Here is a 22,898-nt window from a genome sequence, read left to right as displayed (position 1 = left end):
TTAGCGGCGGTCGGGGCGGGGGTATGGGGTTCCGGTGGCGATTGTGGAGAAAGTGATCGACGCGTCCCCGCAGCAGGTCTTCGACGTGCTCGCCGACGGGTGGACGTACAGCGACTGGGTGGTCGGCACCGTGCACGTCCGGGACGTGGACGACACCTGGCCCCGGGTGGGCAGCCGGCTGCACCACAAGGCCGGCCCGTGGCCGCTCTCGCTGCAGGACACCTCCACCGTGCTGGAGTGCGACGCCCCGCACCGGTTCGTGGTGCGGGCCGGGTTGTGGCCCGCCGGTGAGGCGGTCGTGGTGTTCCAGCTGCAGCCGCTGGGTGACGGCCGGACCCGGGTCACCATCGGCGAGGACTTCGCCGCCGGGCCGCTGCGCTGGATCCGGAACAAGCTCAACGACCTGGTGCTGCACCAGCGGAACAAGGAGACGTTGCGCCGGCTCTCCGACATCGCGACCCGGCAGAAGGCGGACCGGTGACGCAGCGGGTCGTGATCACCGGAGCGAGCGCGGGCGTGGGCCGCGCGGTCGCCCGGGCGTACGCGGCGCGTGGCGCCCGGCTGGCGCTGCTGGCCCGGGGCGCGGCCGGGCTGGCCGGCGCCGAGCGCGACTGCCGCCGGCTCGGCGCCGCCGAGGTCCGCACCTACCCGGTCGACGTCGCCGACGCGGGCGTGGTGCAGCGGGCCGCCGACGACGTGGTGCACCACTACGGCGGGCTCGACGTCTGGGTGAACGACGCGATGGTCTCGGTCTTCGCGCCGGCCTGGGAGATCACCGCCGCGGAGTTCCGCCGGGTCACCGAGGTCAACTACCTGGGCACGGTGCACGGCACGCTGGCCGCGCTCCGCCACATGCGCGCCCACGGCCGCGGGGCCATCGTGCAGGTCGGTTCGGCGCTGGCCTACCGGGGCATCCCGCTGCAGTCGGCGTACTGCGCCAGCAAGCACGCGGTGCAGGGCTTCAACGACTCGCTCCGGGCCGAACTGCTGCACGACTGCCCCGGGGTGAAGCTGTCGATGGTGCAGCTCCCCGCCATGAACACCCCCCAGTTCTCCTGGGTGCGCACCCGCCTGCCCCGGCATCCGCAGCCGGTGCCGCCGATCTTCGCGCCCGAGGTGGCCGCGCGGGCGGTCGTCTGGGCCGCCGACCGCGGGCCGCGCGAGCTGAACGTGGGCGGCCCGACCTGGCGGGCCCGGCTGGGCAACGTCCTCTTCCCCGGACTGCTGGACCGGAAGCTGGCCCGGGACGGCTACGACAGCCAGCAGACCGACGCGCCGATCGACCCGGCGGCGTGGCGCGACAACCTGAACCGGCCGGGCGACGACGAGCAGGACCGGGGCGCCGAGGGCGTCTTCGCCGACCGGGCCCGGGGGCACTCCGCCGCACTGTGGGTGAGCACGCACAAGCGCGCGGTTTCCGCGCTGGCGGTCGGTGGGCTGCTGACGCTGGCCGGCGGGCTGACCCGTCGCCTTCGGTGACGTGCCCACGCGGCGGGACGCTCCGGAATCCTCCGGGCGGGCATCTGTGCGGACCGCGCGGAGAGGACTGGCTACCCTCTCAGGTGAACCTGTCGGCCGACCGAGGATGTCCGTGATGATCGAACCCGTGCAGTTGCCCTCCCCGTGGCGCGACGCACGCCTGACCGTCGTCGTTCCGACCTACAACGAGGCGGGCAACCTCCCGGTGCTGGTCGAGCGCCTCCTCGCGCTGCCGCTGCCCGGGTTGAAGGTGCTCGTCGCGGACGACAACTCCCCCGACGGCACCGGGGAGGTCGCCGACAAGCTGGCCATCGAGCACCCGGACCGGCTGCTCGTGGTGCACCGCCCGGGCAAGGAGGGCCTCGGCCGGGCGTACGTGGACGGCATCGGGCGGGCGCTCGCCGACGGCGCCGAGTACGTGGCGCAGATGGACGCCGACCTGTCGCACCCCCCGGAGGCGCTGCCCGGCATGCTCGGGGCGCTGCTCTCCACCCAGTCCGGCGTGGTCATCGGCTCGCGGTACGTGCCGGGCGGCGAGCTGGACGAGAACTGGCCGCTCTATCGGCGCGCGCTCAGCGGCTGGGCAAACCTCTACGTGCACACCCTGCTGCGGGTGCGGATCCGTGACCTCACCGCCGGCTTCAAGATCTGGCGGGCCGACGCGCTGCGCGACATCGGCCTGCAGCGGGTGCAGTCCAACGGCTACAGCTTCCAGGTGGAGATGCACTACCTGGCCACCAAGCTGGGGCACACCATCCTCGAGGTGCCGATCCGCTTCGAGGAGCGCCGCGAGGGCGCCTCGAAGATGACCACGGCCACCAAGATCGAGAGCGCCCTCATGCCGTTCAAGCTGCGCACGCGCCACCGCAACCTGGACACCTGACCCCCGCGGTCGCGGTCGCTCTCGCACGGACACTGGCCGCACGCTGCGTCACGATGACGCAGCGTGCGGCTTCGTCGTCCCGGCCGCCAAAGCCTCGGACCGCCTTTGCTCTGCAGCCATCACCGCAGCACCCTCCCCACCTGCGCGGCGAGCAACCGCCCGGCCGCCCGCGCCGGCGCCGGCCGGACACCCTGCGTCACCGCTGCGTATGCGGCTGCAGAGCAAAGGCGGCGGAGGAGGGGCGCCGGCCGGCGGGCATCGGTCACCAACGGTGACGGGAAGCGACGAGTGCGCCCTGCCGGGTGGCCGGTCAGCGGTAGACGGTGCGGTGCGCCGCGCCGATCACACTCGCGTACAGATCGCCGGTGAGGGCCCGGTCGCGGGCCAGGGCGGCCCGGGCGGCGTTCGCGCCGGGGGCGCCGTGCACGCCGCCGCCGGGGTGCGCCGAGGCGCTGGCCAGGTAGAGCCGGTCCACCGGGGTGTCCGCGCGGCCCAGGCCGGGGATCGGCCGCAGGAACAGCTGCTGGTACGCGGCCGCCGTGCCGCCCCCCAGCGCGCCGCCGACCAGGCTCGGCTCGGCGGCCTCCAGGTCGGCCGGGCCGGCCACGTGCCGCCCCACGATCAGGGAGCGGAAGCCCGGGGCGGCCTCCTCCAGCACCTCCTCCATCCGCTCCACGTGCGCGGTGACCTCCTCGGCCCGCCAGGCCCGGCGGAACGGCAGGTGCGTGTACGACCAGAGCGACTCGGTGCCCGGCGGCGAGTGGCTCGGGTCGGCCACCGACATCTGCCCCACGAGCAGGAAGGGGTTCCGGGGCACCTCGCCGCGGGCCAGCTCCCCCGCGTAGGCCGTGAGCCCGTTCAGGTCGGCGCCGAGGTGCACCGTGCCGGAGCCGGCGACGGCCCGGTTCTTCCACGGCACCGGCGCCGAGAGCGCCCAGTCCACCTTGAGCGTCGAGCCGTCCCACCGGAAGTGCGCCAGGTCCTCGACCAGCCGGGGCGGGAGTGCCGCCGCGCCGACCAGGTCCAGGTAGAGCGCCGGGGCGGGAACGTCGGCGAGCACCGCCCGCCGGGCCCGCCAGTCGGTGCCGCCGGCGGTACGCACCCCCATGGCCCGGCCCCGGGCCGTGAGCACCCGGTCGACCCGGGCGCCGTACTCGATCCGGCCGCCGCGCTCGACGAGCCGGGCCACCAGCGCGTCGGTGATCCGCTGCGCGCCGCCGACCGGCACGGGCCAGCCGACCTGCTGGCCGAGCATGGCGAGCAGCCAGCCGTACACCCCGGAGCCGGCCTCCTCCGGTGACAGGTCGGTGTGCAGCGCGCAGCCGGCCAGCAGCGCCGGCCCGCCCTCGCCGGCGAAGAGCTCGTCCCCGAGCTTGCGCACCGGCACCACGAGCCGGCGGGCCAGCCGCAGCGCGCCGGAGACCTTGAGCCGGCGCAGCAGGGTCAGGCCGCCGCGCACGGGCGGGAACGGGCTGGTGATGGTGTCGAGCATCGGCTCGGCCACCTGGCGCCAGTCGGCGTACGCGTTCCGCCAGCGGTCGCCGTCGCCGGGCGCGAACGTCTCCAGCGAGGCGGCGGTGGCGTCCAGGTCCCGGTTGATGACGGCGGCGCGGCCGTCCGGCAGCAGGTGGGCCAGCACGTCCGGGGAGTGGGTCCAGGACAGCCCGTGCCGCTCCAGGCCCAGGCCGCGCAGGACCGGCGAGGCGTAGCCGAGCGGGTAGAAGGAGCTGTAGAGGTCGCTGAGGTAGCCGGGGGCGGTCACCTCGGCGGAGCGTACCGCCCCGCCGGGGACCTGCGTGGCCTCCAGCACCAGCACGTCCCAGCCCGCGTCGGCCAGCAGGTTCGCGGCCACCAGTCCGTTGTGCCCGGCGCCGATCACGACGGCGTCCGCGGTCGAAATCATCCGATCCGCCTACCCGGCCGGTTACCGGGCGAAACGCGTTTGCCTCGCCCGGGTCGGGGCATCCACTGCCGCATGTACACGGTTGCGCAGCTCATAGGTGGAGTCTGGGGTGCCGGTGGTGAGGGGGGCGAGCTGGTCGTACACGATCCGGCCGACGGCTCCCCGGTGACCACCGTGCCGATGGCGACGGCGGACGAGGTGGCCAAGGCGGTCGAGGCCGCCCGGGGCGCGACGGCCGAGTGGGCGGCGACGGCCCCGGCGGAGCGCGCGGCGGCGCTGCACCGCGCGGCGGACGCGGTCGAGGCCGTCGCCGACGAGCTGGCGCAGGCCACCACGGCGGAGATGGGCAAGCCGCTGGACGACGCGCGCGGTGGCGTGGCGGCGGGCATCGGCACGCTGCGACAGTACGCCGAACTCGGCCCGGTGCGGGGCGGGCGGACCCTGCACGGCTCCCATTCCGCGCTGGACTTCATGGCCCCCGAGCCGCGCGGCGTGGTCGCTGCGATCACCCCCTGGAACGACCCGGTGGCGGTCTCCTGCGGCCTGCTCGGCGCGGCCCTCGTCACCGGGAACGTGGTGCTGTACAAGCCGAGCGAGCGCACCCCGGCGACCGGCTGGCTGCTGGCCCGGGCCCTGGACTCGGCGCTGCCGGCCGGCGTGCTGTCCCTGCTCACTGGCGGCGCCGAGGTGGGCGCGGCGCTGGCCGGGCAGGAGGTGGACGTGATCGCCCACGTGGGCTCGACGGCCACCGGCCGGGCGATCGCCGCCGCGGGCGCCCGTACCGGCGCGAAGGTGCTGCTGGAGAACGGCGGCAGTGATCCCCTCGTGGTGGACGCGGACGTGGACCCGGTGTGGGCGGCCGAGCAGGCCGCGCTGGGCTGCTTCGCCAACGCCGGGCAGATCTGCGTCGCCGTGGAGCGGATCTACGTGCACCGGGACGTGGCCGAGGACTTCGTGGACGCGCTGGTGGAGCGGGCCGAGGCGCTGGCCCTGGGCCCGGGCCGGGACCCGGGGACGCAGCTCGGGCCGCTGGTCGACCGGCGGCACCGGGACCACGTGCACGGGCAGGTCACGGCGGCGGTGGCCGAGGGCGCGCGGCTGCGCACCGGCGGCAGCGTGCCGGACGGGCCGGGGGCGTTCTACCCGGCGACGGTTGTCAGCGACTGCCGGCACGAGATGGCGCTGGTCCGCGAGGAGACCTTCGGGCCGGTCGCCCCGGTGGTCGTGGTCGACTCGTTCAGCGAGGGGCTGCGCTGCGCGGCCGACTCACCGTACGGGCTGGCCGCCACGGTGCTGACCGGCTCCATGAGCCACGCCCACCGGGCCTGGCGGGACCTGCCGGTCGGCACCGTGAAGGTCAACGCGGTGTTCGGGGGGGCGCCGGGCGGTGCCGCGCAGCCGCGCCGCGGCAGCGGCCAGGGCTTCGGGTACGGCCCGGAGCTGCTCGACGAGTTCAGCACGGTGAAGGCCGTGCACATCGAGGCGCCGGGCGGCGGACACTGGTGAGCGGCACGACGGGAGCCCGGGACCTGCGCGGTCCCGGGCTCCCGTGTCGGCACCGGCCGGTCAGCGGCCGCCGCGGGCCTCGCGGGTGGCGTTGTTGTTGGCCTTCTCGATCGCCTTGACCAGCTCCGGCTTGGTCATCCGGGACCGGCCCGGCACGTCGAGCTTCTTCGCCACCTCCATGAGGTGTTCCTTCTTGGCGTTGGCGTCCACCCCGCCGGCCGTGGGAGCCCGCCGGGCCGGGCCGCCGCCGGCCGCCTGCCGGTCGCTCGGGCCCTTGCGCCCCTTCGGCTCCCAGTGGTCGCCGACCTTCTCGAACTCGTGCTTCACGGCGGCGAAGGCGGTGCGGTGCGCCCGCTCCCCCTCGCCGTACGTCTCGACCGCCGAGTCGTGCGTCTTCTCCCAGGTCCGCTGCGCCTTGTCCGGGGAGCGCTTCAGCGTGCTGGGCAGTACCTCGCGCCCGGGCATCTCGTCCTCCTCCGTCTCCGTGGGATCCACTACGAATTCCCGCACCGGTCCAGGACAAACCGGCACCGGTTTGTCGGCTTCCCCCACCGGGTACCGCCCGGGCCACCTGCCGGAGGTGCGCCGGCGGCGCGGAGGAGGCGGTCATGACGGCGACGGATGCGGCGGCCGGCGGCCGGCAGCGGGCCCGGATCCCCCGGCGGGTACGCCAGTTGAGCTGGGCCACCTGGCGCGGGGTGCTGGTCCGCGCCGGACGCAACTTCGTGAAGGACAACTGCGCCGACTGGGCCGCCGCGCTCACCTACTACGGGGTGCTGGCGCTCTTTCCCTCGACCATCGTGGTGGTCGCCCTGGTCGGGCTGGTCTCCGACGGGCCACGCACCGTGGACACCGTCATCGACCTGGCCCGGGAGATCGGCGCCGGCTCGGTGGTCGGCAACGACGCCTTCGTCACGGTGGTGCGCAACGTGGTGGAGCAGCAGGGCTCGGCGAAGGTGCTGCTGAGCTTCGGCCTGCTCGGTGCGCTCTGGTCGGCGTCCGGCTTCATCGGCGCGTTCACCCGGGCGTCCAACGCGATCTACGGGGTCGAGGAGGGGCGGCCGTTCTACCGGCTGCGGCCCGTGCAGATCGGGCTCGCCGCGGTGTCGCTGGTGCTGCTCGCCGTGGTGGCGCTGGGGCTGATCGTGAGCGGCCCGGTCACCGACTTCGTGGGCGACCGGCTGCACGCCGGAGGGCTCACCCGCCAGGTGTGGACGGTGGCGAAGTGGCCGCTGCTCGCGCTGGTGGCCATGACCCTGCTGTCGCTGCTGTTCTGGATCGCCCCGAACGTACGGCAGCCCCGGTTCCGCTGGCTCACCCCCGGCGGCGCGCTGGCCCTGCTGGCCTGGGTGGTCGCCTCCTTCGGCTTCGGTCTCTACGTGGCCAACTTCGGCTCGTACGACGTGACCTACGGCAGCCTGGGCGCGGTCATCGCCTTCCTGGTCTGGCTCTACTTGTCCAACTGCGCGCTCATGCTCGGCGTCCAGGTCAACGCCGAACTCCAGCGCGGCCGGGTCATGCAGGCCGGTGTGGAGGAGCCCAGCGAGCCCGTTCTGCCGCCCCGCGCCCCGGCGGATTCCTGACCACCTTTCGCCTGGTTCAGCCCTTATGACCGGCTCGACCGGCCGGCATCGGTTTACCGGCGGCCCCCTCGGGCATGTCTGTGGGCATGGAACGAGTCAGCAGCAAGCACTCGCCCAGGGTTGACGAGAACATGGCTCAGGACGTCAGCGGCCTGGTCCAAGGACCGGGTGCCGGTGGCTCGCGCGTCGAGGAGTCCCGCCAGCCGGAGCCGGCCGGCGAGGATCAGCCGGAGCCGAAGACCATGACGGCCGGCGCGAGCCGCGGCGGCAACCCGCAGGGAATGAGCATGGACGACGTCGAGGGACGCAGCCGCCTCGGTCGGTTCATCACCTTGAGCGCCCTGCCCGGCGACCGCGACACGCTGGTGGCCAACGCCCGGGAGAACCAGGCGCCCGACGACATCGTCGCCGCCCTGGAAGGACTTCCCGAGGGCACCCGATACCAGACGGTTTCCGAGGTGTGGGCCGCGCTCGGGCACAAGAACGAGACGACGCGCTGGTGAGCGGACCGGCCCACGGTCCGCGAGCGAACACCGGCGGGACAGGAGGAACACTGACATGAGTGGCGTTATGGAGCACGTGGACGTGGCCGTCCCCGTCCGCACCGCGTACGACCAGTGGACGCAGTTCGAGGAGTTTCCGCACTTCATGGAGGGCGTCCAGGAGGTCCGGCAGCTCTCCGACACGATGACCCACTGGACGGTCGAGATCGCCGGCGTGAAGCGCGAGTTCGACGCCGAGATCACCGAGCAGCTGCCCGACGAGCGGGTGGCCTGGCGCTCCACCGGGGGCACCCAGCAGGCCGGTGTGGTGACCTTCCACCGCCTCGACGAGGGGAACACCCGGGTCACGCTGCAGATGGAGTTCGAGCCGCAGGGGGCGGTCGAGAAGGCCGGCGACAAGCTGGGCGTGGTCGACCGCCGGGCCAAGGGCGACCTGGCGCGGTTCAAGCAATTCATCGAGCGCCGCGGCCAGGAGACCGGCGCCTGGCGCGGCAAGGTCGACCGGCCGACCCCCTGATCGTCCCCCGCACACGGACCCCGATGGCCGCCGGTTTTCCGGCGGCCATCGCCGTGCCGGGGATCGTTTGCGATCATCCGGCCCGGGTACCGCAGGGGAATGACCGACAACGACAGCCACGTGTGGCGCGACGAGGACCGCACTCCCCTGCACGAGCTGGACCGGGCCATCGCCCGGTCGACCCTCGACGGGCAGGCGGACGACGCCACGGGCAACGACGCCGGCGAGGAGGCCGCGTTCGGCCACGGTCCGGAGGCCGTGGACCGGGGCGCCGGCCCGGAGGCCGAGCGGCGGGAGATGACCGACGCCGACCGGGCGTACCGGCCGTCGACCACCGGCCGGACCGGCCCGGACAACATGTGAGGCGACCCGGGACGACCGGGTTCAGCCGGCGTGGCGGGCCTGCCGGGCGCCGGCGGCGTGCAGGACGATGAGCGCCACGGCGAGCAGCACCAGCGTCGGGCCGAGCGCGGCCACCGAGACCCGGGCCAGCAGCACCCCGACCGCGGCCGGCACCAGGGCGGCGCCCAGCCCGGCCGCGCCGATCTGGAGGCCGATGGTCCGGTCCGCGTGGTCGCGGCCCACCCGTTCCGCCGTGGTGAGGGTGAGCAGCGGGAAGACCGGGGCCGCCGCGAAACCCACCACGAGCAGACCGGCGACGGTCACCCAGCCGGGGGCCGGCAGCGCGGTCAGCACCGCTCCCCCGGCCATGCCGAGCAGGCTGCCCCGCAGCACCCGGCCGCTGCCCAGCCGCTCCGCCACCACCCCCTGCACCACCCGCCCCACGAAGAGGCTCCCCCAGTAGCCGGAGACGCAGAGCCCGGCCACCGCCGCGGAGAGCCCGCGCCCCTCGGTGAGCAGCAGGAAGGCCCACAGGCCGGTGGACACCTCGATGGCCACGTAGACGGCGAAGGCGGCCCCGCCGAGCCACACGGCCGGCAACCGCAGCGTCGCGCCGATCGAGGCCCGCGGCGCGGCCGGGGCGGGCTCGCCGGGAACCACCTGCGGCGCGATCGGATCGGGCGGCAGGGCCGCGCCGGCCGGCGCGTCGCCGCGCCAGAGCCGCACGGTCAGCGCGAACGCGGTGGCCAGTGCGAGCTGGGCGGCGGCCACCAGGGCGTAGCCCCAGCGCCAGCTCAAGCCGGCACCGAGCACCCCGGTCATGATGAGCGGCCCGATCGCCACCCCGAGCCCGAAGAACGCGTGCATCCAGTTCATGTGCCGGGGGCCGAACGCGGCGGCCGCGTACGCGTTGAGACCGGCGTCGATCGCGCCGGAGCCGAGCCCGAGCACCAGCGCGAAGCCGACCATGACGGCGAGCGCGGGGGTGGACGCGTAGCCGGTCAGGGCCACGCCGGCCAGCAGCGTGCTGCCGGCGAGCAGCCAGCCGACGCCCAGCCGGGCCAGGGTGAACCCGGCCAGCACGCTGGAGGTGAGGTACGCCACCGTGCCCGCGGTGAGCACCACGCCGACCGCCTCGGTCGGCACGTCCAGGTCGAGCCGGATGGAGGGCCAGCCGACCCCGATGAGGCCGTCGGGCAGCCCGAGGCTGACGAAGGCCAGGTAGGCCAGGAGCAGCAGGGACGGGCGCGGCGGGGCGGGGGCGCGGGACACGAGGCCCCATCCTGCCGAACCCCGCACGGGGCCCGACAGGCCGGGCGGACGGCCGGTGACGTGGCGGCCAACCGAACGGACAAAAAGTAAGATACGGACGGTTGGGAAAACGGTCAGCCCATCCAGAATCGGCCGAACGGCTGACGGCGATGCCCCGGGCCCGCGTAAGACTTTCGGGATGCAACAGGGCTCCGGTTTCCTCTCCCAGCGTCAGCGCCGCCTGGCGTGGCTCGGCTTCCTGCTCGCCGCGATCCAGGCCCCCGTCGCCGCCAAGCTGGCCGACGACAGCTCCTGGCTGTTCAGCCTCGTGGTGGCGCTCATGGTGGCGACCGTGATCATCGCCGACGACGGCGTCCGCCGCACGGCGCAGGTCCGCTCCTCCGACTGATCAGCCCTCGGCGGGGCGCGCCTCGTGCCCCGGCCGCCCCGGACTGCGGCGGCGTTCCTTCATCTCCGCCTCGTAGAGGTGCCGCCGGCCGCCGGCCAGCTCGTCGCGGGCCTGCCGGTCCAGCTCCCGGAAGAGCGCGTAGTAGCCGTCGTCGAAGTCCTCGACGATCTGGAAGGTCCAGCGTCCCGCGATGACGTTGCGGCCGAGCAGGTCCTCCTCGATCCGTCCGGCCAGCTCCGGGTGCCCGGCGGAGCGGAAGAGCGCCACGGCGTCGTCGAGCATGAGGTCGGCGTGCCCGATCAGCTGGTGCAGCGAGTAGAGGTGCCCACGCGCCCGCTCGACGCATTCCAGGGCCTCGCTGAGCTTGCCGAGGGCCTCGACCGTGGCGTCACTCACGCCGGCCGGCCGGCGGTGCGCCTGATCCGGTCCGTCGACCTGCTGTCCCATTCCGTTCCTCCGCGGGGTCGGCTGCGCGCTCTGCGCGGTTTCCCTTCTGCCCCCGGACGCGCGACTCAATCCCGGCGGACGGGGCAGGGCGTCACCAGGACGACCCGGGCATCGTCCGGTCGGCGGAGGTCGCCCCGCTCCCGACGGGGCTAGCCTCGGTCACCATGCGTGTGCCGAACAACCGGGTGGCGACCCGTTCCGCGGCCGTGGCCGCGAGGTCCAGCCTCACCACGCTCACCGCCTCCGTCGGCACCGCCGGCCTCGCCGCGGCCGCCGCCAACCCCGGCCTGCTCGCCGCGGTCGACCAGCATGCCGCCGGCGTCCGCGACAGCCTGCACGGCGACCGCCGCCCGCTGACCGTGGCGGCGCTGGCCGGGTACGCCGAGGGAGTGCGCGACGCGGCGCGGGAGCACGGCTGGGAACCGCCGGCCGAGCCGATCGACTGGTCCGAGTCCGACTGGGTGCTCACCCGCCTGCTCGCGGTCTGCCTGCTGACCCGCGCGCTGGACCCCCGCGACCTGGCCTGAGACACGGCGGAGGGTGCCCGCGATCGCCCCGCGGACACCCTCGTCGCCCTCTGTCCCTCAGCCGTTCGGCCGGCGGAACTGCTGGGTCTCGTCACCCACGTTGCCGGACCGGTACGTGCCCTGCGCCCCGGACATCGACGACTGCGGAGTGGCCGGGGCGGGCTGACCGCCCCGATCGGCCATCTGCCGCTCGTAGTCGCTGCGACCGGCGCCCTGCGACTGGCGCTGTTCCTTGATCGCCCGGGACTCCTCGGCGGCCCGGTCGAGCCACCGGTCCCAGCGAGCCTGCATCGGCTTCACCAGACCACCGCCCACACCGATCACCAGGATCCCGGCGATGGTGCCGAGGAACGCGATGAGCACCGGCGTGGTGACCGTGGTGGCGATTCCCACCTGGTTCAGCGCGGCGATCACGCCGAGCGCCAGGATGAAGACCGCCGTCAGGTCGGCCAGGATCTTGCCGTACGAGAGCCCGCCGAGCGCGCCCGAGACCAGGTCCCGCACCGCGTTGGCGATGGCCGCGGCGATGACCACGATGACGATCGCCACGAAGGCCCGCGGCAGCCACGAGACCACACCCCGGATCAGGTCACTGATCGCGTTGGGTCCCCACACCCCGAAGGCGAACTGCAGGGTGAACAGCAGGACCGCGTAGTAGGCCAACTTGGCCAGGATGTCGCTGGCGTCGTATCTCGTACGTTCGAGCGCGCGTTTGATGCCGCCACGTTCGACGGCGCGGTCGAACCCCACCCGTTCCAGTGCCGCGTCCACGATTTTGAGGACGGCTCGGGCGATGAGCCAGCCCACCACGAGGATCGCGATGAACGCGATGGCCCTCGGGATGAAGAGCAGCACCGACCTCCAGAAATCGGTCAGGGCGTCACCGATGTCGGCCTGCCCGACCGCGAGGGTTTTCGGCATGTTGTCCCTCCTGTCGCGTGAACTGCGCCGCCCGCATACCCGGTCGGGTCGGCGGCACGCCGAGCCGACCCGGGGCAATTTCCCGACATGGACGGCCTAACGGGCCCTGACCTGCCTTTACGCCCGCCCGGCCGCCGACGCGCGGGCGTGATCGAAACCTGACCGCCAGGCTCCGGTTAGGCTGCGGTCATGCCAGGCACCGTCGGGCGGGTCCCCTCGCCATCAGCGCCCACCCCGGGAGCGCCCGCCGGACCGGGCGGAACCGGGTCCGGCGCGGCCGTCGTCCTGGCCCACCCGTGGGCGGACACGCCGCTCGGCCCGCCGGACAGCTGGGATCCGGCGGTCCGCGCCGTGGTCGACCTGGTGCTGGCCTCCCCCGTGCCGATGGCCCTGCTCTACGGCGAGAACCTGGTCCTGCTCTACAACGACGGGTACGCGGAGCTGATCGGCGAGCGGCACCCGGCGGCGCTCGGCCGGCCGGCGGCGGAGGTGTTCGCCGACCTCTGGCACGATCCCGACGCCGGCGAGGTGGTCACCCGGGTCTACCGGCGGGGCGAGCCCTACCTGGCGCGGGAGGCGGTGCTGCCGGTCGACCGGCAGCAGGGCGGTCCCGCCGAGCCCGCGGTGTTCACCCGCGGCTACTCCCCGGTCCGCGACTCCACCGGGCGGATCATCGGCGTGCTCACGGTGGCCGCCCAGACGACCCAGGTCACCCAGCAGTTGCAGAGCCTGAGCGACTTCGCGGCGGCGCTCTCCGGCACCCTCAACCTGGACGACGTCGCCCGGGTCACGCTGCGCTACTGCCTGCACTCCTTCGACGCCGACCGGGTCTCGTTCGTCGTCGACGAGGGCTCCGCCTGGCGGATGGTCCGCCGGGTCCGGGGCGAGCTGCTGGACGAGGCCGACGAGCGGCTGCCCCCGCTGTGGCGGCGGATGCCCGCCGACTCGGCGATCCCCATCGTGGTGACCGCGCGCAGCGGCGTGCCGTCCTTCGTCGCCGACGGCCAGCCGCTGCGGGACACCGCGACGGACCGGCACGACCAGAAGATCCGGTCGCTCGCGTCGCTGCCGCTGCGCTCGACGGTGATCCGCGGTGCGCTGACCGTCGGCTACCAGGCCGCTCACCCCTGGTCGCCCGCGGAACGGGCGCTGCTCGCCGCCTCGGCGGAGCTGGTCGGCCAGGCCGCCGAGCGGGCCCGCCGCTTCGAGACCCAGCACGGCACGGCCCAGCTGTTGCAGCGCAGCATGCTACCGGAGCAGCTGCCCGACCTGCCCCGGCTGCGGATCGCCGCCCGCTACGACCCCGGTGTCGACGGCAACGCCGCCGGTGGCGACTTCTACGACGCGTTCGTGCTGCCCACCGGCGCGCTCGGCGTCGTGCTCGGCGACGTGGCCGGGCACGACGTGCAGGCCGCCGCCCGGATGGGCCAGGTACGCGCCGCGCTGCGCGCGCTGGCCCTCTCCGACCCCCGGCCGGACGCGGTGCTCGGCGGCCTGGACCGGCTGGTCGCCAGCCTGGGCATGGAGGGCGGCACCCACGAGCTCTTCGTGACCGTGGTGTTCGGCGTGATCGAGGCCGACCGGGAGCGGATCGTCCTGGCCAGCGCCGGCCATCCCGCACCGCTGATCCGGCGCTCCCCGGCCGAGGGCGAGCCGGTCGCCGAGTACGTCGAGGTGCCGCCCGCGCCGCCGCTGGGCCTGGGGTGCCGCCCGCGGACCGTCACCGTGCCGTTCCGCCCCGGCGACACCCTGCTGCTCTTCAGCGACGGGGTGGTGGAGCGGCGCTGGCAGGATCTCACCGCCGGGCTGACCGGTCTGGGCGCCGCGGTGAGCGCCGCGACCAGCGGGGATCCCCGGGCGCTCTGCGCGGTGGCGACGGCCGCCGTGCCCGGCGCCACGGAGGACGACGTGGCCGTGCTGGCCGTGGAGCACGCGGTCCGGCCGAGCCGGTCGGCCAGCATGGAGGTGCCGGCCGAGCCGACCGCGCCGAGCCGGGTCCGGCACTGGATGACGGCCCAGCTCACCGACTGGCAGGTGCCCGAGGGGGTGGTCGGGGCGGCGGTGCTCTGCACCAGCGAGCTGACCACCAACGCCCTGCTGCACGCCGGCACCGCGGCCCGCGTCGAGATCGACCTCAGCTCGGAGCGCCTGCTGGTCTCGGTCGCCGACTACGGCACCCGCGGGCAGGTGACCCGGGCGCAGACCGACACGCTGAGCAGCCGGGGGCGCGGGCTGGGGCTCATCGAGGAGCTGAGCGACGCCTGGGGCACCGACCCCACGGTGCGCGGCTCGACGGTCTGGTTCGAGATCCTCATCCCCGCGGACTGAGACCACGCGTCGCCGCGGCCCCGGGCGGGTAGGAGAAGCGCCATGCCTGACGACAACCGCTGCGGCGTCCTCTTCGACGTGGACGGCACCCTGGTCGACACCACCTTTCTCCATACCGTGAGCTGGTGGGAGGCGCTCCGCCAGGGCGGCCACCGGGTGCCCATGGCACGGATCCACCGGGCCATCGGGATGGGTTCGGACAAGCTCCTCGACCACCTGCTCGGCGCGGAGCGGGACCGGGACGCCGACGGCAAGCTGCGCGACACCCACGACGCGCTGTACGCCGAGTACTGGGAACGGCTGGCGCCGCTGCCCCGGGCGGTGGACCTGCTGCGCGCCTGCGCGGCGCGCGGGCTGCGGGTGGTGCTGGCCACCTCGGCGGCCGAGCACGAGGTGGCCGCCCTGCGCGCCGCCCTCGACGCCGACGACGTGATCGACACGGTCACCTCCTCGGCGGACGCGGAGGAGAGCAAGCCGGCTCCCGACATCCTGGAGGCCGCGCTGGCCCAGTCGGGGCTTTCCGCCGAGCGGGTCGTGTTCGTCGGCGACTCCGTCTGGGACGTCGCCGCCGCCGGCAAGCTGGACGTGCCCTGCATCGGCCTGACCTGCGGCGGCACCAGCCGCGGCGAGCTGGCGGGCTCCGGCGCCGTGGCCGTCTACGACGACCCGGCAGCCCTGCTGGACGGCCTCGCCGACAGCGCGATCGCCGCCCTCACCGACCCGGCGAGGTCGGTCCGGGCCCCCCGCCGGGCCGGCGAGACGGTGACCGGCCCCACCGGGGAGAAGACGGACACGGAGGCATAGCCGGCACCGCTTCCGGGCACTGGTGACCACCTGCCCGACACCGTGGGCGGCGGAAGGGTGGTGCCGTGGAACCGGTCGATGTCGCGTTCGCGCTGCTGGGCGTCGGGGCGCTGCTGGCGGGCATCCTGCCCCGGGTGCTGGAACGCCGGCCGCTGTCGATGCCGATCGCGTTCCTCGGCCTCGGCATGCTCGTCTTCCTGCTGCCCACCGGGCTGCCGACCCCGGATCCGCTGCGCTGGCCCGAGCTGACCACCCACCTCACCGAGGTCGGCGTGATCGTCGCGCTGATGGGCGCCGGGCTCAAGATCGACCGGCCCTTGAGCTGGGCGCGCTGGTCGTCGACGTGGCGGCTGCTGGCGATCGCCATGCCGCTGTGCATCGCCGCCGTGGCGGTGCTCGGCTGGTGGTGGGCCGGCCTGGTGCCCGCCGCGGCGCTGCTGCTGGGCGCCGCGCTCGCCCCGACCGACCCGGTGCTCGCCTCCGACGTGCAGGTGGGCGAGCCGACCGACGTGGAGGACTCGGAGGACGAGGTGCGCTTCGCGCTCACCTCGGAGGCCGGGCTGAACGACGGGCTGGCCTTCCCCTTCGTCTACGCGGCCGTCGCGATCGCCACCACGAGCCTCGCCCCGGCGGACTGGCTGGCCCACTGGCTCGCCGTCGACGTGCTCTACAAGCTGGCCGTCGGGGTGGGCGGCGGGCTGCTCGTCGGCTGGCTGCTCGGCAAGCTGTTCTTCCGGGCCCCCAGCAACCTGCGGCTGGCCCGGCACGCCGAGGGCTTCCTGGCCCTCGCCGCGACCTTCCTGGCGTACGGGCTGGTCGAGGTGGTCGGCGGGTACGGCTTCCTGGCGGTCTTCGTGGCCGCCCGGGCGATCCGGGCCGCGGAACGCACCCACGAGTTCCACTCCGTGCTGCACGACTTCGCCGAGCAGGTCGAGCGGCTGCTCACCGTGCTGTTGCTGCTGCTCTTCGGCGGCGCGGTGATCGGCGGCCTGCTCGCCCCGCTGACCTGGCCGGCGGCCCTGGTCGGGCTCGCCCTCGTGTTCGTGATCCGGCCGCTGGCCGGCTGGCTGTCCCTGCGCGGGGCGCCGGGCCGCCCGGCCGAGCACTGGGTGATCTCGCTGTTCGGCATCCGCGGCGTCGGGTCGTTCTACTACCTGGCGTATGCCACCAGCAAGATGGAGTTTCCGCAGGCCGAGCTGGTCTGGGCCACGGTCGGCCTGGTCGTGGTGGTCTCGGTGGTGGTGCACGGGATCGCCGCCACACCGGTCATGCAGCTGCTCGACCGGGAGGGCGAGCGGACCCGGGACGCCTCAGAGCGGGGCCGGGCGGACGAACCCGCCCTGGACGGCGTCCGGGGCTGACCGCTGCGCCGGCACCCGGGCGGCCGGCAGCTCCAGGTGCAGCCGGCACGGTGGTCACCCCGTCGGCGACGTGCACGTCCACCAGGTCGCAGAGCCGGTGCACCAGCAGCAGGCCCCGGCCCCGCACGGCGGTCGCCGGCGGCGGGATCCGCCCGGCCAGGGAATCGGTCAGCTCGCCCGGGCCGCTCACCTCGCAGACGAGGTCGCCCGCGGCGGCCCAGCACCGGGCGATGGCCGGGCCCGTGCCGTGGGTGAGCGCGTTGGAGGCCAGCTCGGTGACGGCGATCCGCAGGTCGTCGACCCGTTCCGCGGCGAGACCGGCGGCCTCGGCGACGGCGGCGACCGCCGCGCGCAGCGACCCCAGGCGCTCCGGCCGGACCGGCTCGGTGAGCGCGTCGCCGGGCGGCGGGGGCAGCGGGCGGGCGAGCCGGCGCAGCACCGACCGGGGCGACCGGTAGCCGGCGCTGGGCCGGGCCACTCCCCCGCTGACCAGCCAGGGGTGGGTCCCGGCGACATCGGCCAGCGTCCCGGCCGGCAGGCGGGACCGGTCGAACAGGCAGCGCATCGTGAGCGGCTGGTCGGCGAGGCCGAGGTTGATGATCGCTTCGTGCTCCACGCAGTGCCGGTACGCGGCCGGCCGCCGGCCGGGCCAGAGCGACTCCCCGACGACGCGGACCCGGCGGCCCGGGAACCGGTGGACGAAACCCCGCAGCGTGGTGGCGATGATGGCCGCCGGGTTCCGCCCGATCACGGCCATGTCGGCCAGCTCGACACCGTCGAGCGGGGCGAGCAGCGGCTGGACGAGGTGGAGCCGGTCGGTGGGTACGGCGACCAGCACGGGCTCGCCGGCGGCCCGGCCCGCCTCGACGAACTCCTCGACGGCCGCGCGGTAGTCCCGGTCGTCGGCGTAGAACAGCGCGTCGTGGCGCAAGCCACCCTCCGGGAACGGCGACCGGTCGACCCCGGCCGTGCCCTTCCCCGGCCGACCGCCGGCACCGTTCACTGCGCGTACACCTCCGCGACGAAGAATACCCGTGGGTGACGGGGCGCCTGCGCGCAGTGGCACCGGTCAGCCACGGTCCGCGAGGAGCCGGGCCGCCAGGGCGCGGCCCAGGTCGCGGCCGGAGCGCCACGCGCCCTGCACCCGGGGCCGCCCGAAGGCGTCGCCGGCCAGGCCGATCCCGTCGTCGTCCAGGTGGTAGGGCCCCGCACCGCCGGCGACCGGTTTCGCGTACGTCCAGCGGTGCACGTGGGTGAGCTCGGCCGGCTCGGGCAGGCCGAACAGGTCGCGGACGGCCTGCTCGATCGCCGGGCCGGCGGCGGTGGGCTGGAGCAGGTGCCCGGCGGCGAACTCGGAGGTGGTGTGCGCGACCAGCACCGGCGCGCCGTCGCCGCGCCGGTCCCCGTCGTCGCAGACCGAGCTCAGCACGGGATGCCCGTTGACGAACGCGCCGCGGAAGTCCGGCCAGCGGCGGGCCGGGAAGCGCAGCACCCCGGCCAGCGCGGCGGACCAGCGCTGGGCCTCGACCGCCCGGGTGGCCGCCTCGAGCGCCGGGTCGAGCAGCAGGGCGGCCTGCGGGCCCGGCATGGCGAGCACCACGGCCCCGGCGGTCCGGCCGTCCACCCGGGGGCCCGGCTCGACCGTCATGACCAGCCGGTTGTGCACCACCGGCAGGTCACCGGCCAGATGCTCCACCAGCGAGCGGAGCCCGCGCGGGGCCGCCCAGCGCATCGGGCCGGCCACGTCCTCGCGCCCCTGCGGCCCGTACGCGACCAGCGTGTCGGTCCACTCCCGGGCCAGCCCGCCGGCGCGCCATGCCTCGACGACGGCGGCGAAGTCCGGGTCGTCGACCGTGAAGTAGGCGGCGCCCAGGTCGGCGGTGCGGCCGTCGAAGCGCTTGCTCGCCATCCGCCCGCCGGTCACGCGGGCCCGTTCCCGGACCTCCACCGGGATGCCGGCCCGGGCCAGCTCGGTGGCGCAGGCCACCCCGGCGATGCCCGCGCCGACCACCACCACGCCCGCCCGGTCCGCCGTCACGCCGATGATCGTAGGCCGCGGCCCGGCATGAAGGGCGCGGGACGGGGGTAGTGGTACACGTGTTCGAGGAGAGGTGATCACCATGGCCGACCGCAACAACAACGGCAGCAAGGCCCCCGTCAACCCGGACGCCGCCGTCAAGGACCCGGACGACTGGGTCACCGGCGACGAGCCGCCGACGGCGGCGCAGGAGTCGTACCTGCACACCCTGGCCCGGGAGGCCGGCGAGGAGGTGCCGGACGGGCTGACCAAGGCTGAGGCGTCCCGCCGGATCGACGAGCTCCAGGCGGAGACCGGCCGCGGCCGGTGAGTCAGCGCGGGGGCAGGCGGTGCAGCTCGACCCGGTCGAGCCGTCCCGCCGCCGCCCGCGCGGTCAGGTAGGTCGCGTGGGGCTGGGCCCGCCGGTCGGTGGGTGAGCCGGGGTTGAGCAGCCGCAGTCCGCCCGGGGCCACCGTGTCCCAGGGGATGTGGGAGTGCCCGAAGACCAGCAGGTCGCAGTCACCGAAGTCGGCGGCGCAGCGCTCCTCCCGGCGGGTCTTCGGCCCGGTCTCGTGCACCACGGCGACGCGCAGCCCGCCCAGTTCGACCCGGGCCACCTCCGGCAGCCGGGCGCGCAGTGGCGGCCCGTCGTTGTTGCCGTACACCCCGACCAGCCGGCGGGACCGGGCCTCCAGCTCGTCCAGCAGCGACACGTCCACCCAGTCCCCGGCGTGCAGCACCACGTCGGCGGCCTCGACCGCTGCCCAGAGCGGCGCCGGCAGGTCCCGCGCCCGCTTCGGCACGTGCGTGTCGGCCATGATGACCAGCTCCATCCCCCGATCCTGCCCGCCGCCGGGCCTGCTGTCGCGCGGGCGCGCCCCGCGGCGGCCGGGCGCCGGGCTCAGCCGCCTTCCATGAAGCCGGTCGGCACGGGCGGCCGGGCGCCGAGCCGCGCGGCGGCCGCGGTGATCCGGCCCGCGGCGTCGATCAGGCCGATGTGCGAGAAGGCCTGCGGGAAGTTGCCCAGCTGCTCCCCGGTGGTCTCGTCCACCTGCTCGGCATAGAGGCCCAGGTCGTTGACCCGCCCGGCGAGCTGCGCGAACAGCCGCCGGGCCCGGTCCAGCTCGCCGGCCTCGGCCAGGCAGGCGGCCAGCCAGAAGGAGCAGATGAGGAAGCCCGCCGGGTCGTCGCCCCAGCGGCGCAGCAGGCCGTTGCGGGACAACCGCCGCTCCACCAGGTCGATCGTCGCGCGCATCCGCGGGTCCGCGGCGGGCAGGAAGCCGACCAGCGGCATGATCAGCACCGAGGCGTCCAGCTCGTCGGAGCCGAAAGCCCCGGTGTACGCGCCGACCCGGTCGTTCCAGCCCCGGCGGAGCACCGCGGCGCGCACCTCGTCGCGGGCGGCCGCCCAGCGCGCCAGGTCGGCGGGTTCCCCGATCCGGGGTCCGAACCGGACGGCCCGGTCCAGCGCGGTCCAGCACTGCACCTTGGACGAGAGGTAGTGCCGCTCGGTGCCGCGCGCCTCCCACATCCCGGCGTCGGGCCGGCGCCACTGCTCCGCGGCCTGGTCGGCGAGGGCGTGCAGCAGGTGCCGCACGTCGGCCGACATGGGGTCGAGGTAGTGGCGCATCAGCCACGCCGCGTCGAGGACCTCGCCCAGCACGTCGGTCTGCCGCTGCCGCCAGGCGTCGTTGCCGACCATGACCGGCCGGCTGCCGGCGTACCCGGCGAGGTGGTCGAGGTCGTGCTCGGTGAGGTCCCGCTCGCCCTCGACGCCGTACATGATCGGCACCGGCTCGTCGTCGATCCGGCCCATCGCCCGGGCCACCCAGGTGAACTGCCGGTCCGCCTCATCCGGGCAGGCGGCCAGCCAGAGCGCCTGGAGCGTGAGGCTGAAGTCGCGCAGCCAGACGTAGCGGTAGTCGTAGTTGCGGTCGCCGCCCAGCTCCTCGGGGATCGAGGTGGTGGCCGCCGCGACCACCGCCCCGCTGGGCCCGTAGGTCATGCCCTGCACCACCATGGCGCTGCGGCGGACCAGGTCGTGGTAGTCGCCGTCGTACTGGTGCAGGGCGGCCCAGGACCGCCACCCGGCGACGGCGTCGGCCAGCACCTGGTCGGCGTCGGGCAGCGCCGGCGCGCCGCCGCGGTAGGTCGGGGCGTACCCGAGGGTGAAGTGGTGGGTGCTGCCGGCGCGGGCGGTGAACCGCCCGCAGGCGGCGCCCTCGCCGCAGGTCAGCGGCACGTTGGCGCGCAGCTCCAGCCGGCACCCGCCGCCCGTCGCACCGATCACCCCGTCGGTCTCGGTGAGGTAGGCGTTGACCCGGCCGTACTCAAAGCGCGGCGCGTAGTCGACCCGCATGGGCACCTCGCCGGCGAGCCCCTCGACCACCCGGGCGAGCACCCGCGGCGACCGCAGCCCGATCCGGTGGCCGCGCGCGCCCGGCTCCAGCGCCAGGGCGTCGGTGACGGCCGCCGTCCCCGTCGCGGTGGTGAAGACGGTACGCAGCACGAGCGTGTCGTCCAGGTAGGACCGGGTGCTGGTGAACTCGCCCACGGGCCGGATGCTCCAGTGCCCGGCCGCGTCGTCGAGCAGCCGCCCGAACACCGACGGTGCGTCGAAGCGGGGCGGGCACCACCAGTTGACCGAGCCGGCGGTGTCGACGAGGGCCGCGCTGTGCCCGTCGGCGAGGAAACCGTGCTCGCTGATCCGTCCGGTCCGCACCCGGATGGCTACCCCGGACCGGCGGCCGGCATGCGCGGCCATCGGTCCGGGCGGGCGCGTTACCGGCCGACGGGGGTGGGAACGCGGCGGGTTGACGAAGGAGGATGCTCATGACCAGTTCCTCGAGCCCGACCGCGGCCTGGCGGCCCGGGATGCCGGGCAGCGACAACCTCCCGTCCGGTCCGGGCGGCCGTCCGTTGCCGCCGAGCGGAGACGGACACGGGCCCCAGACCGGCCCGCCGACCGTCACGATCGGGTCGTACCCGGACTATCCGTCCGCCCAGCGGGTGGTGGACTATCTGGCCGACAACCGGTTCCCGGTGGAACGGACCGCGATCGTGGGGACCAACCTCACGCTGGTCGAGACCGTGATGGGCCGGCTGACCACGGGCCGGGCCGCCCTGGTCGGTGCGGGTACCGGCGCGTGGTTCGGCCTGTTCATCGGGCTGCTGTTCGGCATCTTCACCGCGGGGAACTGGGTCGCGGTGATCCTGGCGGGCCTGGTGATCGGCGCGATCTGGGGCGCCGTGTTCGGCGCGGTGGCCCACGCCATGACCGGGGGCCAGCGGGACTTCACCTCGGCCAGCTCGCTGCGGGCCAGCCAGTACGCGGTCACCGTGGACGCGGACGTGGCCGACCAGGCCCGTCAGCTGCTCGGCCGGATGCACCTGACCCCGACCGGCACCACCGCCCGCTGACCGGTCGGTCCCGCGACGCCCCGGCGCACCGTCGCGCCGGGGCGTCGGCCGTTCAGTGGTACGACCGCTCGCCGGCGCGGATCGGCACGTCGACCCGGTTCTCCGGCGGGGCGAGCGGGCAGGCCCACCGGTCGTCGTAGGCGCAGCTCGGGTTGTAGAGGTAGTTGGCGTCGAGGCGGACCCGGTTGCCGGGCAGCACGGTCAGGCCGCGCCCGAAGGTGCCCTTCACCGTGTCGGTCAGGTAGCGCCCGCCGCCGTAGCTCTCGGCGCCACAGGTGGCGTCGCGCACCGGGAGGAACAGCCCGCCCCCGTACGCCTCGATCCACCACAGGGTGAGCGGCCCCCAGGGCGTCTCGGCGACCGCCACCCGCCGGTAGCGCACCACGCCGTCGGGGCCGCCGGTGTCGATGGCCTCGGTGCCCGAGGCGGGGCGCAGCGGCGCCTCGACCACGGCCGCCGGGTCGGGCGGATACCAGCGCAGCCCGGTGAAGCCGGGCCGGTCGGCGGGCGGCACGGGGCTGCTGGGGTGGCTGCGGAACAGCTCCTCCCGGGCGGCCCGGAAGCCGGCCAGGTCGAGGTCGGAGAGGTAGAGCCGGGCTACCCGCTCACGCCAGTCCAGCACGTCGAGATCGTCCACGCTCCGACCCTAGCCCCGCCCGCTGGTTCAGATTCGAAAATCACCGCCGGACGACCCCAC

Annotated in this window: 25 protein-coding genes; 15 read left to right on the top strand and 10 right to left on the bottom strand. The window is 74.9% G+C overall.

Translation table 11 applies throughout. The features are described 5' to 3' along the window. Positions 1-43: 43 nt before the first annotated feature. From GCE86_RS04510 to GCE86_RS04500, 3 genes are all read left to right on the top strand, one after another. A complete protein-coding gene (locus GCE86_RS04510; protein ID WP_338106368.1) occupies positions 44-481 on the top strand; it encodes an SRPBCC family protein in 438 nt (145 codons plus the stop codon). After that, a complete protein-coding gene (locus tag GCE86_RS04505; protein ID WP_154225748.1) occupies positions 478-1,479 on the top strand; it encodes an SDR family oxidoreductase in 1,002 nt (333 codons plus the stop codon). The genes GCE86_RS04510 and GCE86_RS04505 overlap by 4 nt, the downstream gene beginning before the upstream one ends. Positions 1,480-1,594: 115 nt before the next feature. Then, positions 1,595-2,362 (top strand): polyprenol monophosphomannose synthase, encoded by a 768-nt coding sequence (locus tag GCE86_RS04500; RefSeq protein WP_154225747.1) that lies wholly within the window; start codon positions 1,595-1,597, stop codon positions 2,360-2,362. 310 nt (positions 2,363-2,672) lie between these two features. Here GCE86_RS04500 and GCE86_RS04495 read toward each other — a convergent pair whose 3' ends face one another. After that, entirely contained in the window at positions 2,673-4,265 is a 1,593-nt protein-coding gene (locus GCE86_RS04495) for a phytoene desaturase family protein (protein ID WP_154225746.1), read from the bottom strand. Positions 4,266-4,337: 72 nt separating this feature from the next. Between GCE86_RS04495 and GCE86_RS04490 the strand changes: the two genes are divergently transcribed. Next, positions 4,338-5,771 (top strand): aldehyde dehydrogenase family protein, encoded by a 1,434-nt coding sequence (locus tag GCE86_RS04490; RefSeq protein ID WP_154225745.1) that lies wholly within the window; start codon positions 4,338-4,340, stop codon positions 5,769-5,771. Between the two features lie 60 nt (positions 5,772-5,831). Here the strand turns inward: GCE86_RS04490 and GCE86_RS04485 are convergent, their stop codons facing one another. After that, entirely contained in the window at positions 5,832-6,236 is a 405-nt protein-coding gene (locus GCE86_RS04485; protein ID WP_154230331.1) for a ChaB family protein, read from the bottom strand. Positions 6,237-6,379: 143 nt separating this feature from the next. On the opposite strand from GCE86_RS04485, the gene GCE86_RS04480 reads away from it, so the two are divergent. The 4 genes from GCE86_RS04480 (at position 6,380) to GCE86_RS04465 (ending at position 8,737) form a co-directional block, all read left to right on the top strand. Further along, positions 6,380-7,354, top strand: a complete 975-nt coding sequence (locus GCE86_RS04480) for a YihY/virulence factor BrkB family protein (RefSeq protein ID WP_154225744.1) — start codon at positions 6,380-6,382, stop codon at positions 7,352-7,354. Positions 7,355-7,440: 86 nt separating this feature from the next. After that, a complete protein-coding gene (locus tag GCE86_RS04475) occupies positions 7,441-7,857 on the top strand; it encodes a DUF2795 domain-containing protein (RefSeq protein ID WP_154225743.1) in 417 nt (138 codons plus the stop codon). Positions 7,858-7,912: 55 nt separating this feature from the next. After that, entirely contained in the window at positions 7,913-8,374 is a 462-nt protein-coding gene (locus tag GCE86_RS04470) for an SRPBCC family protein (RefSeq protein WP_154225742.1), read from the top strand. Positions 8,375-8,473: 99 nt separating this feature from the next. Then, positions 8,474-8,737 carry a hypothetical protein gene (locus GCE86_RS04465; protein ID WP_154225741.1) on the top strand — a complete coding sequence of 88 codons (264 nt, stop codon included), beginning with the start codon at positions 8,474-8,476 and terminating at the stop codon, positions 8,735-8,737. A 21-nt stretch (positions 8,738-8,758) separates the two neighbouring features. Here the strand turns inward: GCE86_RS04465 and GCE86_RS04460 are convergent, their stop codons facing one another. Beyond that, positions 8,759-9,988, bottom strand: a complete 1,230-nt coding sequence (locus GCE86_RS04460; RefSeq protein ID WP_244317179.1) for an MFS transporter — start codon at positions 9,986-9,988, stop codon at positions 8,759-8,761. Between the two features lie 178 nt (positions 9,989-10,166). Here GCE86_RS04460 and GCE86_RS04455 point away from each other — a divergent pair, with 178 nt between their 5' ends. Then, a complete protein-coding gene (locus tag GCE86_RS04455) occupies positions 10,167-10,376 on the top strand; it encodes a hypothetical protein (protein ID WP_154225739.1) in 210 nt (69 codons plus the stop codon). Here the strand turns inward: GCE86_RS04455 and GCE86_RS04450 are convergent, their stop codons facing one another. Next, entirely contained in the window at positions 10,377-10,823 is a 447-nt protein-coding gene (locus GCE86_RS04450) for a hypothetical protein (RefSeq protein WP_154225738.1), read from the bottom strand. 164 nt (positions 10,824-10,987) lie between these two features. Here GCE86_RS04450 and GCE86_RS04445 point away from each other — a divergent pair, with 164 nt between their 5' ends. Further along, positions 10,988-11,350: a DUF6401 family natural product biosynthesis protein gene (locus GCE86_RS04445; protein WP_154225737.1), complete on the top strand. Its 363-nt coding sequence runs from the start codon at positions 10,988-10,990 to the stop codon at positions 11,348-11,350. Between the two features lie 57 nt (positions 11,351-11,407). Here GCE86_RS04445 and GCE86_RS04440 read toward each other — a convergent pair whose 3' ends face one another. Beyond that, the gene (locus tag GCE86_RS04440) at positions 11,408-12,271 is read right to left on the bottom strand and encodes a mechanosensitive ion channel family protein (protein ID WP_154225736.1); all 864 of its coding nucleotides are present in this window, start codon (positions 12,269-12,271) and stop codon (positions 11,408-11,410) included. A 189-nt stretch (positions 12,272-12,460) separates the two neighbouring features. Here GCE86_RS04440 and GCE86_RS04435 point away from each other — a divergent pair, with 189 nt between their 5' ends. From GCE86_RS04435 to GCE86_RS04425, 3 genes are all read left to right on the top strand, one after another. Next, positions 12,461-14,599: an ATP-binding SpoIIE family protein phosphatase gene (locus GCE86_RS04435; protein ID WP_154225735.1), complete on the top strand. Its 2,139-nt coding sequence runs from the start codon at positions 12,461-12,463 to the stop codon at positions 14,597-14,599. A 42-nt stretch (positions 14,600-14,641) separates the two neighbouring features. Further along, positions 14,642-15,403, top strand: coding sequence for an HAD family hydrolase (locus GCE86_RS04430; protein WP_154225734.1), 762 nt, complete (start codon positions 14,642-14,644; stop codon positions 15,401-15,403). A 65-nt stretch (positions 15,404-15,468) separates the two neighbouring features. After that, the gene (locus GCE86_RS04425; protein WP_154225733.1) at positions 15,469-16,764 is read left to right on the top strand and encodes a cation:proton antiporter; all 1,296 of its coding nucleotides are present in this window, start codon (positions 15,469-15,471) and stop codon (positions 16,762-16,764) included. On the opposite strand, the gene GCE86_RS04420 is transcribed toward GCE86_RS04425, so the two are convergent. Beyond that, positions 16,670-17,767 carry an anti-sigma factor RsbA family regulatory protein gene (locus GCE86_RS04420; RefSeq protein ID WP_163636931.1) on the bottom strand — a complete coding sequence of 366 codons (1,098 nt, stop codon included), beginning with the start codon at positions 17,765-17,767 and terminating at the stop codon, positions 16,670-16,672. The genes GCE86_RS04425 and GCE86_RS04420 overlap by 95 nt on opposite strands. A gap of 66 nt (positions 17,768-17,833) precedes the next feature. Beyond that, positions 17,834-18,781, bottom strand: a complete 948-nt coding sequence (locus GCE86_RS04415; protein ID WP_154230330.1) for an NAD(P)/FAD-dependent oxidoreductase — start codon at positions 18,779-18,781, stop codon at positions 17,834-17,836. Positions 18,782-18,884: 103 nt separating this feature from the next. Here GCE86_RS04415 and GCE86_RS04410 point away from each other — a divergent pair, with 103 nt between their 5' ends. Further along, positions 18,885-19,112: a DUF3072 domain-containing protein gene (locus GCE86_RS04410; RefSeq protein WP_154225731.1), complete on the top strand. Its 228-nt coding sequence runs from the start codon at positions 18,885-18,887 to the stop codon at positions 19,110-19,112. Between the two features lies 1 nt (position 19,113). On the opposite strand, the gene GCE86_RS04405 is transcribed toward GCE86_RS04410, so the two are convergent. Both GCE86_RS04405 and GCE86_RS04400 read right to left on the bottom strand, forming a co-directional pair. After that, positions 19,114-19,614 (bottom strand): metallophosphoesterase family protein, encoded by a 501-nt coding sequence (locus tag GCE86_RS04405; RefSeq protein ID WP_154225730.1) that lies wholly within the window; start codon positions 19,612-19,614, stop codon positions 19,114-19,116. A 68-nt stretch (positions 19,615-19,682) separates the two neighbouring features. Then, positions 19,683-21,503 carry a glycoside hydrolase family 15 protein gene (locus GCE86_RS04400; protein WP_154225729.1) on the bottom strand — a complete coding sequence of 607 codons (1,821 nt, stop codon included), beginning with the start codon at positions 21,501-21,503 and terminating at the stop codon, positions 19,683-19,685. A 110-nt stretch (positions 21,504-21,613) separates the two neighbouring features. Between GCE86_RS04400 and GCE86_RS04395 the strand changes: the two genes are divergently transcribed. Then, positions 21,614-22,201, top strand: coding sequence for a general stress protein (locus GCE86_RS04395; protein ID WP_154225728.1), 588 nt, complete (start codon positions 21,614-21,616; stop codon positions 22,199-22,201). 52 nt (positions 22,202-22,253) lie between these two features. Here GCE86_RS04395 and GCE86_RS04390 read toward each other — a convergent pair whose 3' ends face one another. Further along, on the bottom strand, positions 22,254-22,838 hold the full coding sequence (locus GCE86_RS04390; protein WP_154225727.1) for a DUF1684 domain-containing protein: 585 nt from the start codon (positions 22,836-22,838) through the stop codon (positions 22,254-22,256). Positions 22,839-22,898: the final 60 nt, after the last annotated feature.

Source organism: Micromonospora terminaliae (genome assembly GCF_009671205.1).
In the GTDB taxonomy this organism is placed as follows: domain Bacteria; phylum Actinomycetota; class Actinomycetes; order Mycobacteriales; family Micromonosporaceae; genus Micromonospora; species Micromonospora terminaliae.
Note: the sequence above shows the minus strand (reverse complement) of the source record. Positions and strands in the feature narration are given on the sequence as shown.

Coding starts and splice junctions, on each gene's coding strand:
- GCE86_RS04430 (WP_154225734.1), top strand. CDS start 14,642: ATGCCTGACGACAACCGCTGCGGCGTCCTCTTCGACGTGGACGGCACC.
- GCE86_RS04500 (WP_154225747.1), top strand. CDS start 1,595: ATGATCGAACCCGTGCAGTTGCCCTCCCCGTGGCGCGACGCACGCCTG.
- GCE86_RS04470 (WP_154225742.1), top strand. CDS start 7,913: ATGAGTGGCGTTATGGAGCACGTGGACGTGGCCGTCCCCGTCCGCACC.
- GCE86_RS04495 (WP_154225746.1), bottom strand. CDS start 4,265: ATGATTTCGACCGCGGACGCCGTCGTGATCGGCGCCGGGCACAACGGA.
- GCE86_RS04455 (WP_154225739.1), top strand. CDS start 10,167: ATGCAACAGGGCTCCGGTTTCCTCTCCCAGCGTCAGCGCCGCCTGGCG.
- GCE86_RS04395 (WP_154225728.1), top strand. CDS start 21,614: ATGACCAGTTCCTCGAGCCCGACCGCGGCCTGGCGGCCCGGGATGCCG.
- GCE86_RS04450 (WP_154225738.1), bottom strand. CDS start 10,823: ATGGGACAGCAGGTCGACGGACCGGATCAGGCGCACCGCCGGCCGGCC.
- GCE86_RS04405 (WP_154225730.1), bottom strand. CDS start 19,614: ATGGAGCTGGTCATCATGGCCGACACGCACGTGCCGAAGCGGGCGCGG.
- GCE86_RS04485 (WP_154230331.1), bottom strand. CDS start 6,236: ATGCCCGGGCGCGAGGTACTGCCCAGCACGCTGAAGCGCTCCCCGGAC.
- GCE86_RS04475 (WP_154225743.1), top strand. CDS start 7,441: ATGGAACGAGTCAGCAGCAAGCACTCGCCCAGGGTTGACGAGAACATG.
- GCE86_RS04435 (WP_154225735.1), top strand. CDS start 12,461: ATGCCAGGCACCGTCGGGCGGGTCCCCTCGCCATCAGCGCCCACCCCG.
- GCE86_RS04490 (WP_154225745.1), top strand. CDS start 4,338: ATGTACACGGTTGCGCAGCTCATAGGTGGAGTCTGGGGTGCCGGTGGT.
- GCE86_RS04440 (WP_154225736.1), bottom strand. CDS start 12,271: ATGCCGAAAACCCTCGCGGTCGGGCAGGCCGACATCGGTGACGCCCTG.
- GCE86_RS04410 (WP_154225731.1), top strand. CDS start 18,885: ATGGCCGACCGCAACAACAACGGCAGCAAGGCCCCCGTCAACCCGGAC.
- GCE86_RS04445 (WP_154225737.1), top strand. CDS start 10,988: ATGCGTGTGCCGAACAACCGGGTGGCGACCCGTTCCGCGGCCGTGGCC.
- GCE86_RS04465 (WP_154225741.1), top strand. CDS start 8,474: ATGACCGACAACGACAGCCACGTGTGGCGCGACGAGGACCGCACTCCC.
- GCE86_RS04480 (WP_154225744.1), top strand. CDS start 6,380: ATGACGGCGACGGATGCGGCGGCCGGCGGCCGGCAGCGGGCCCGGATC.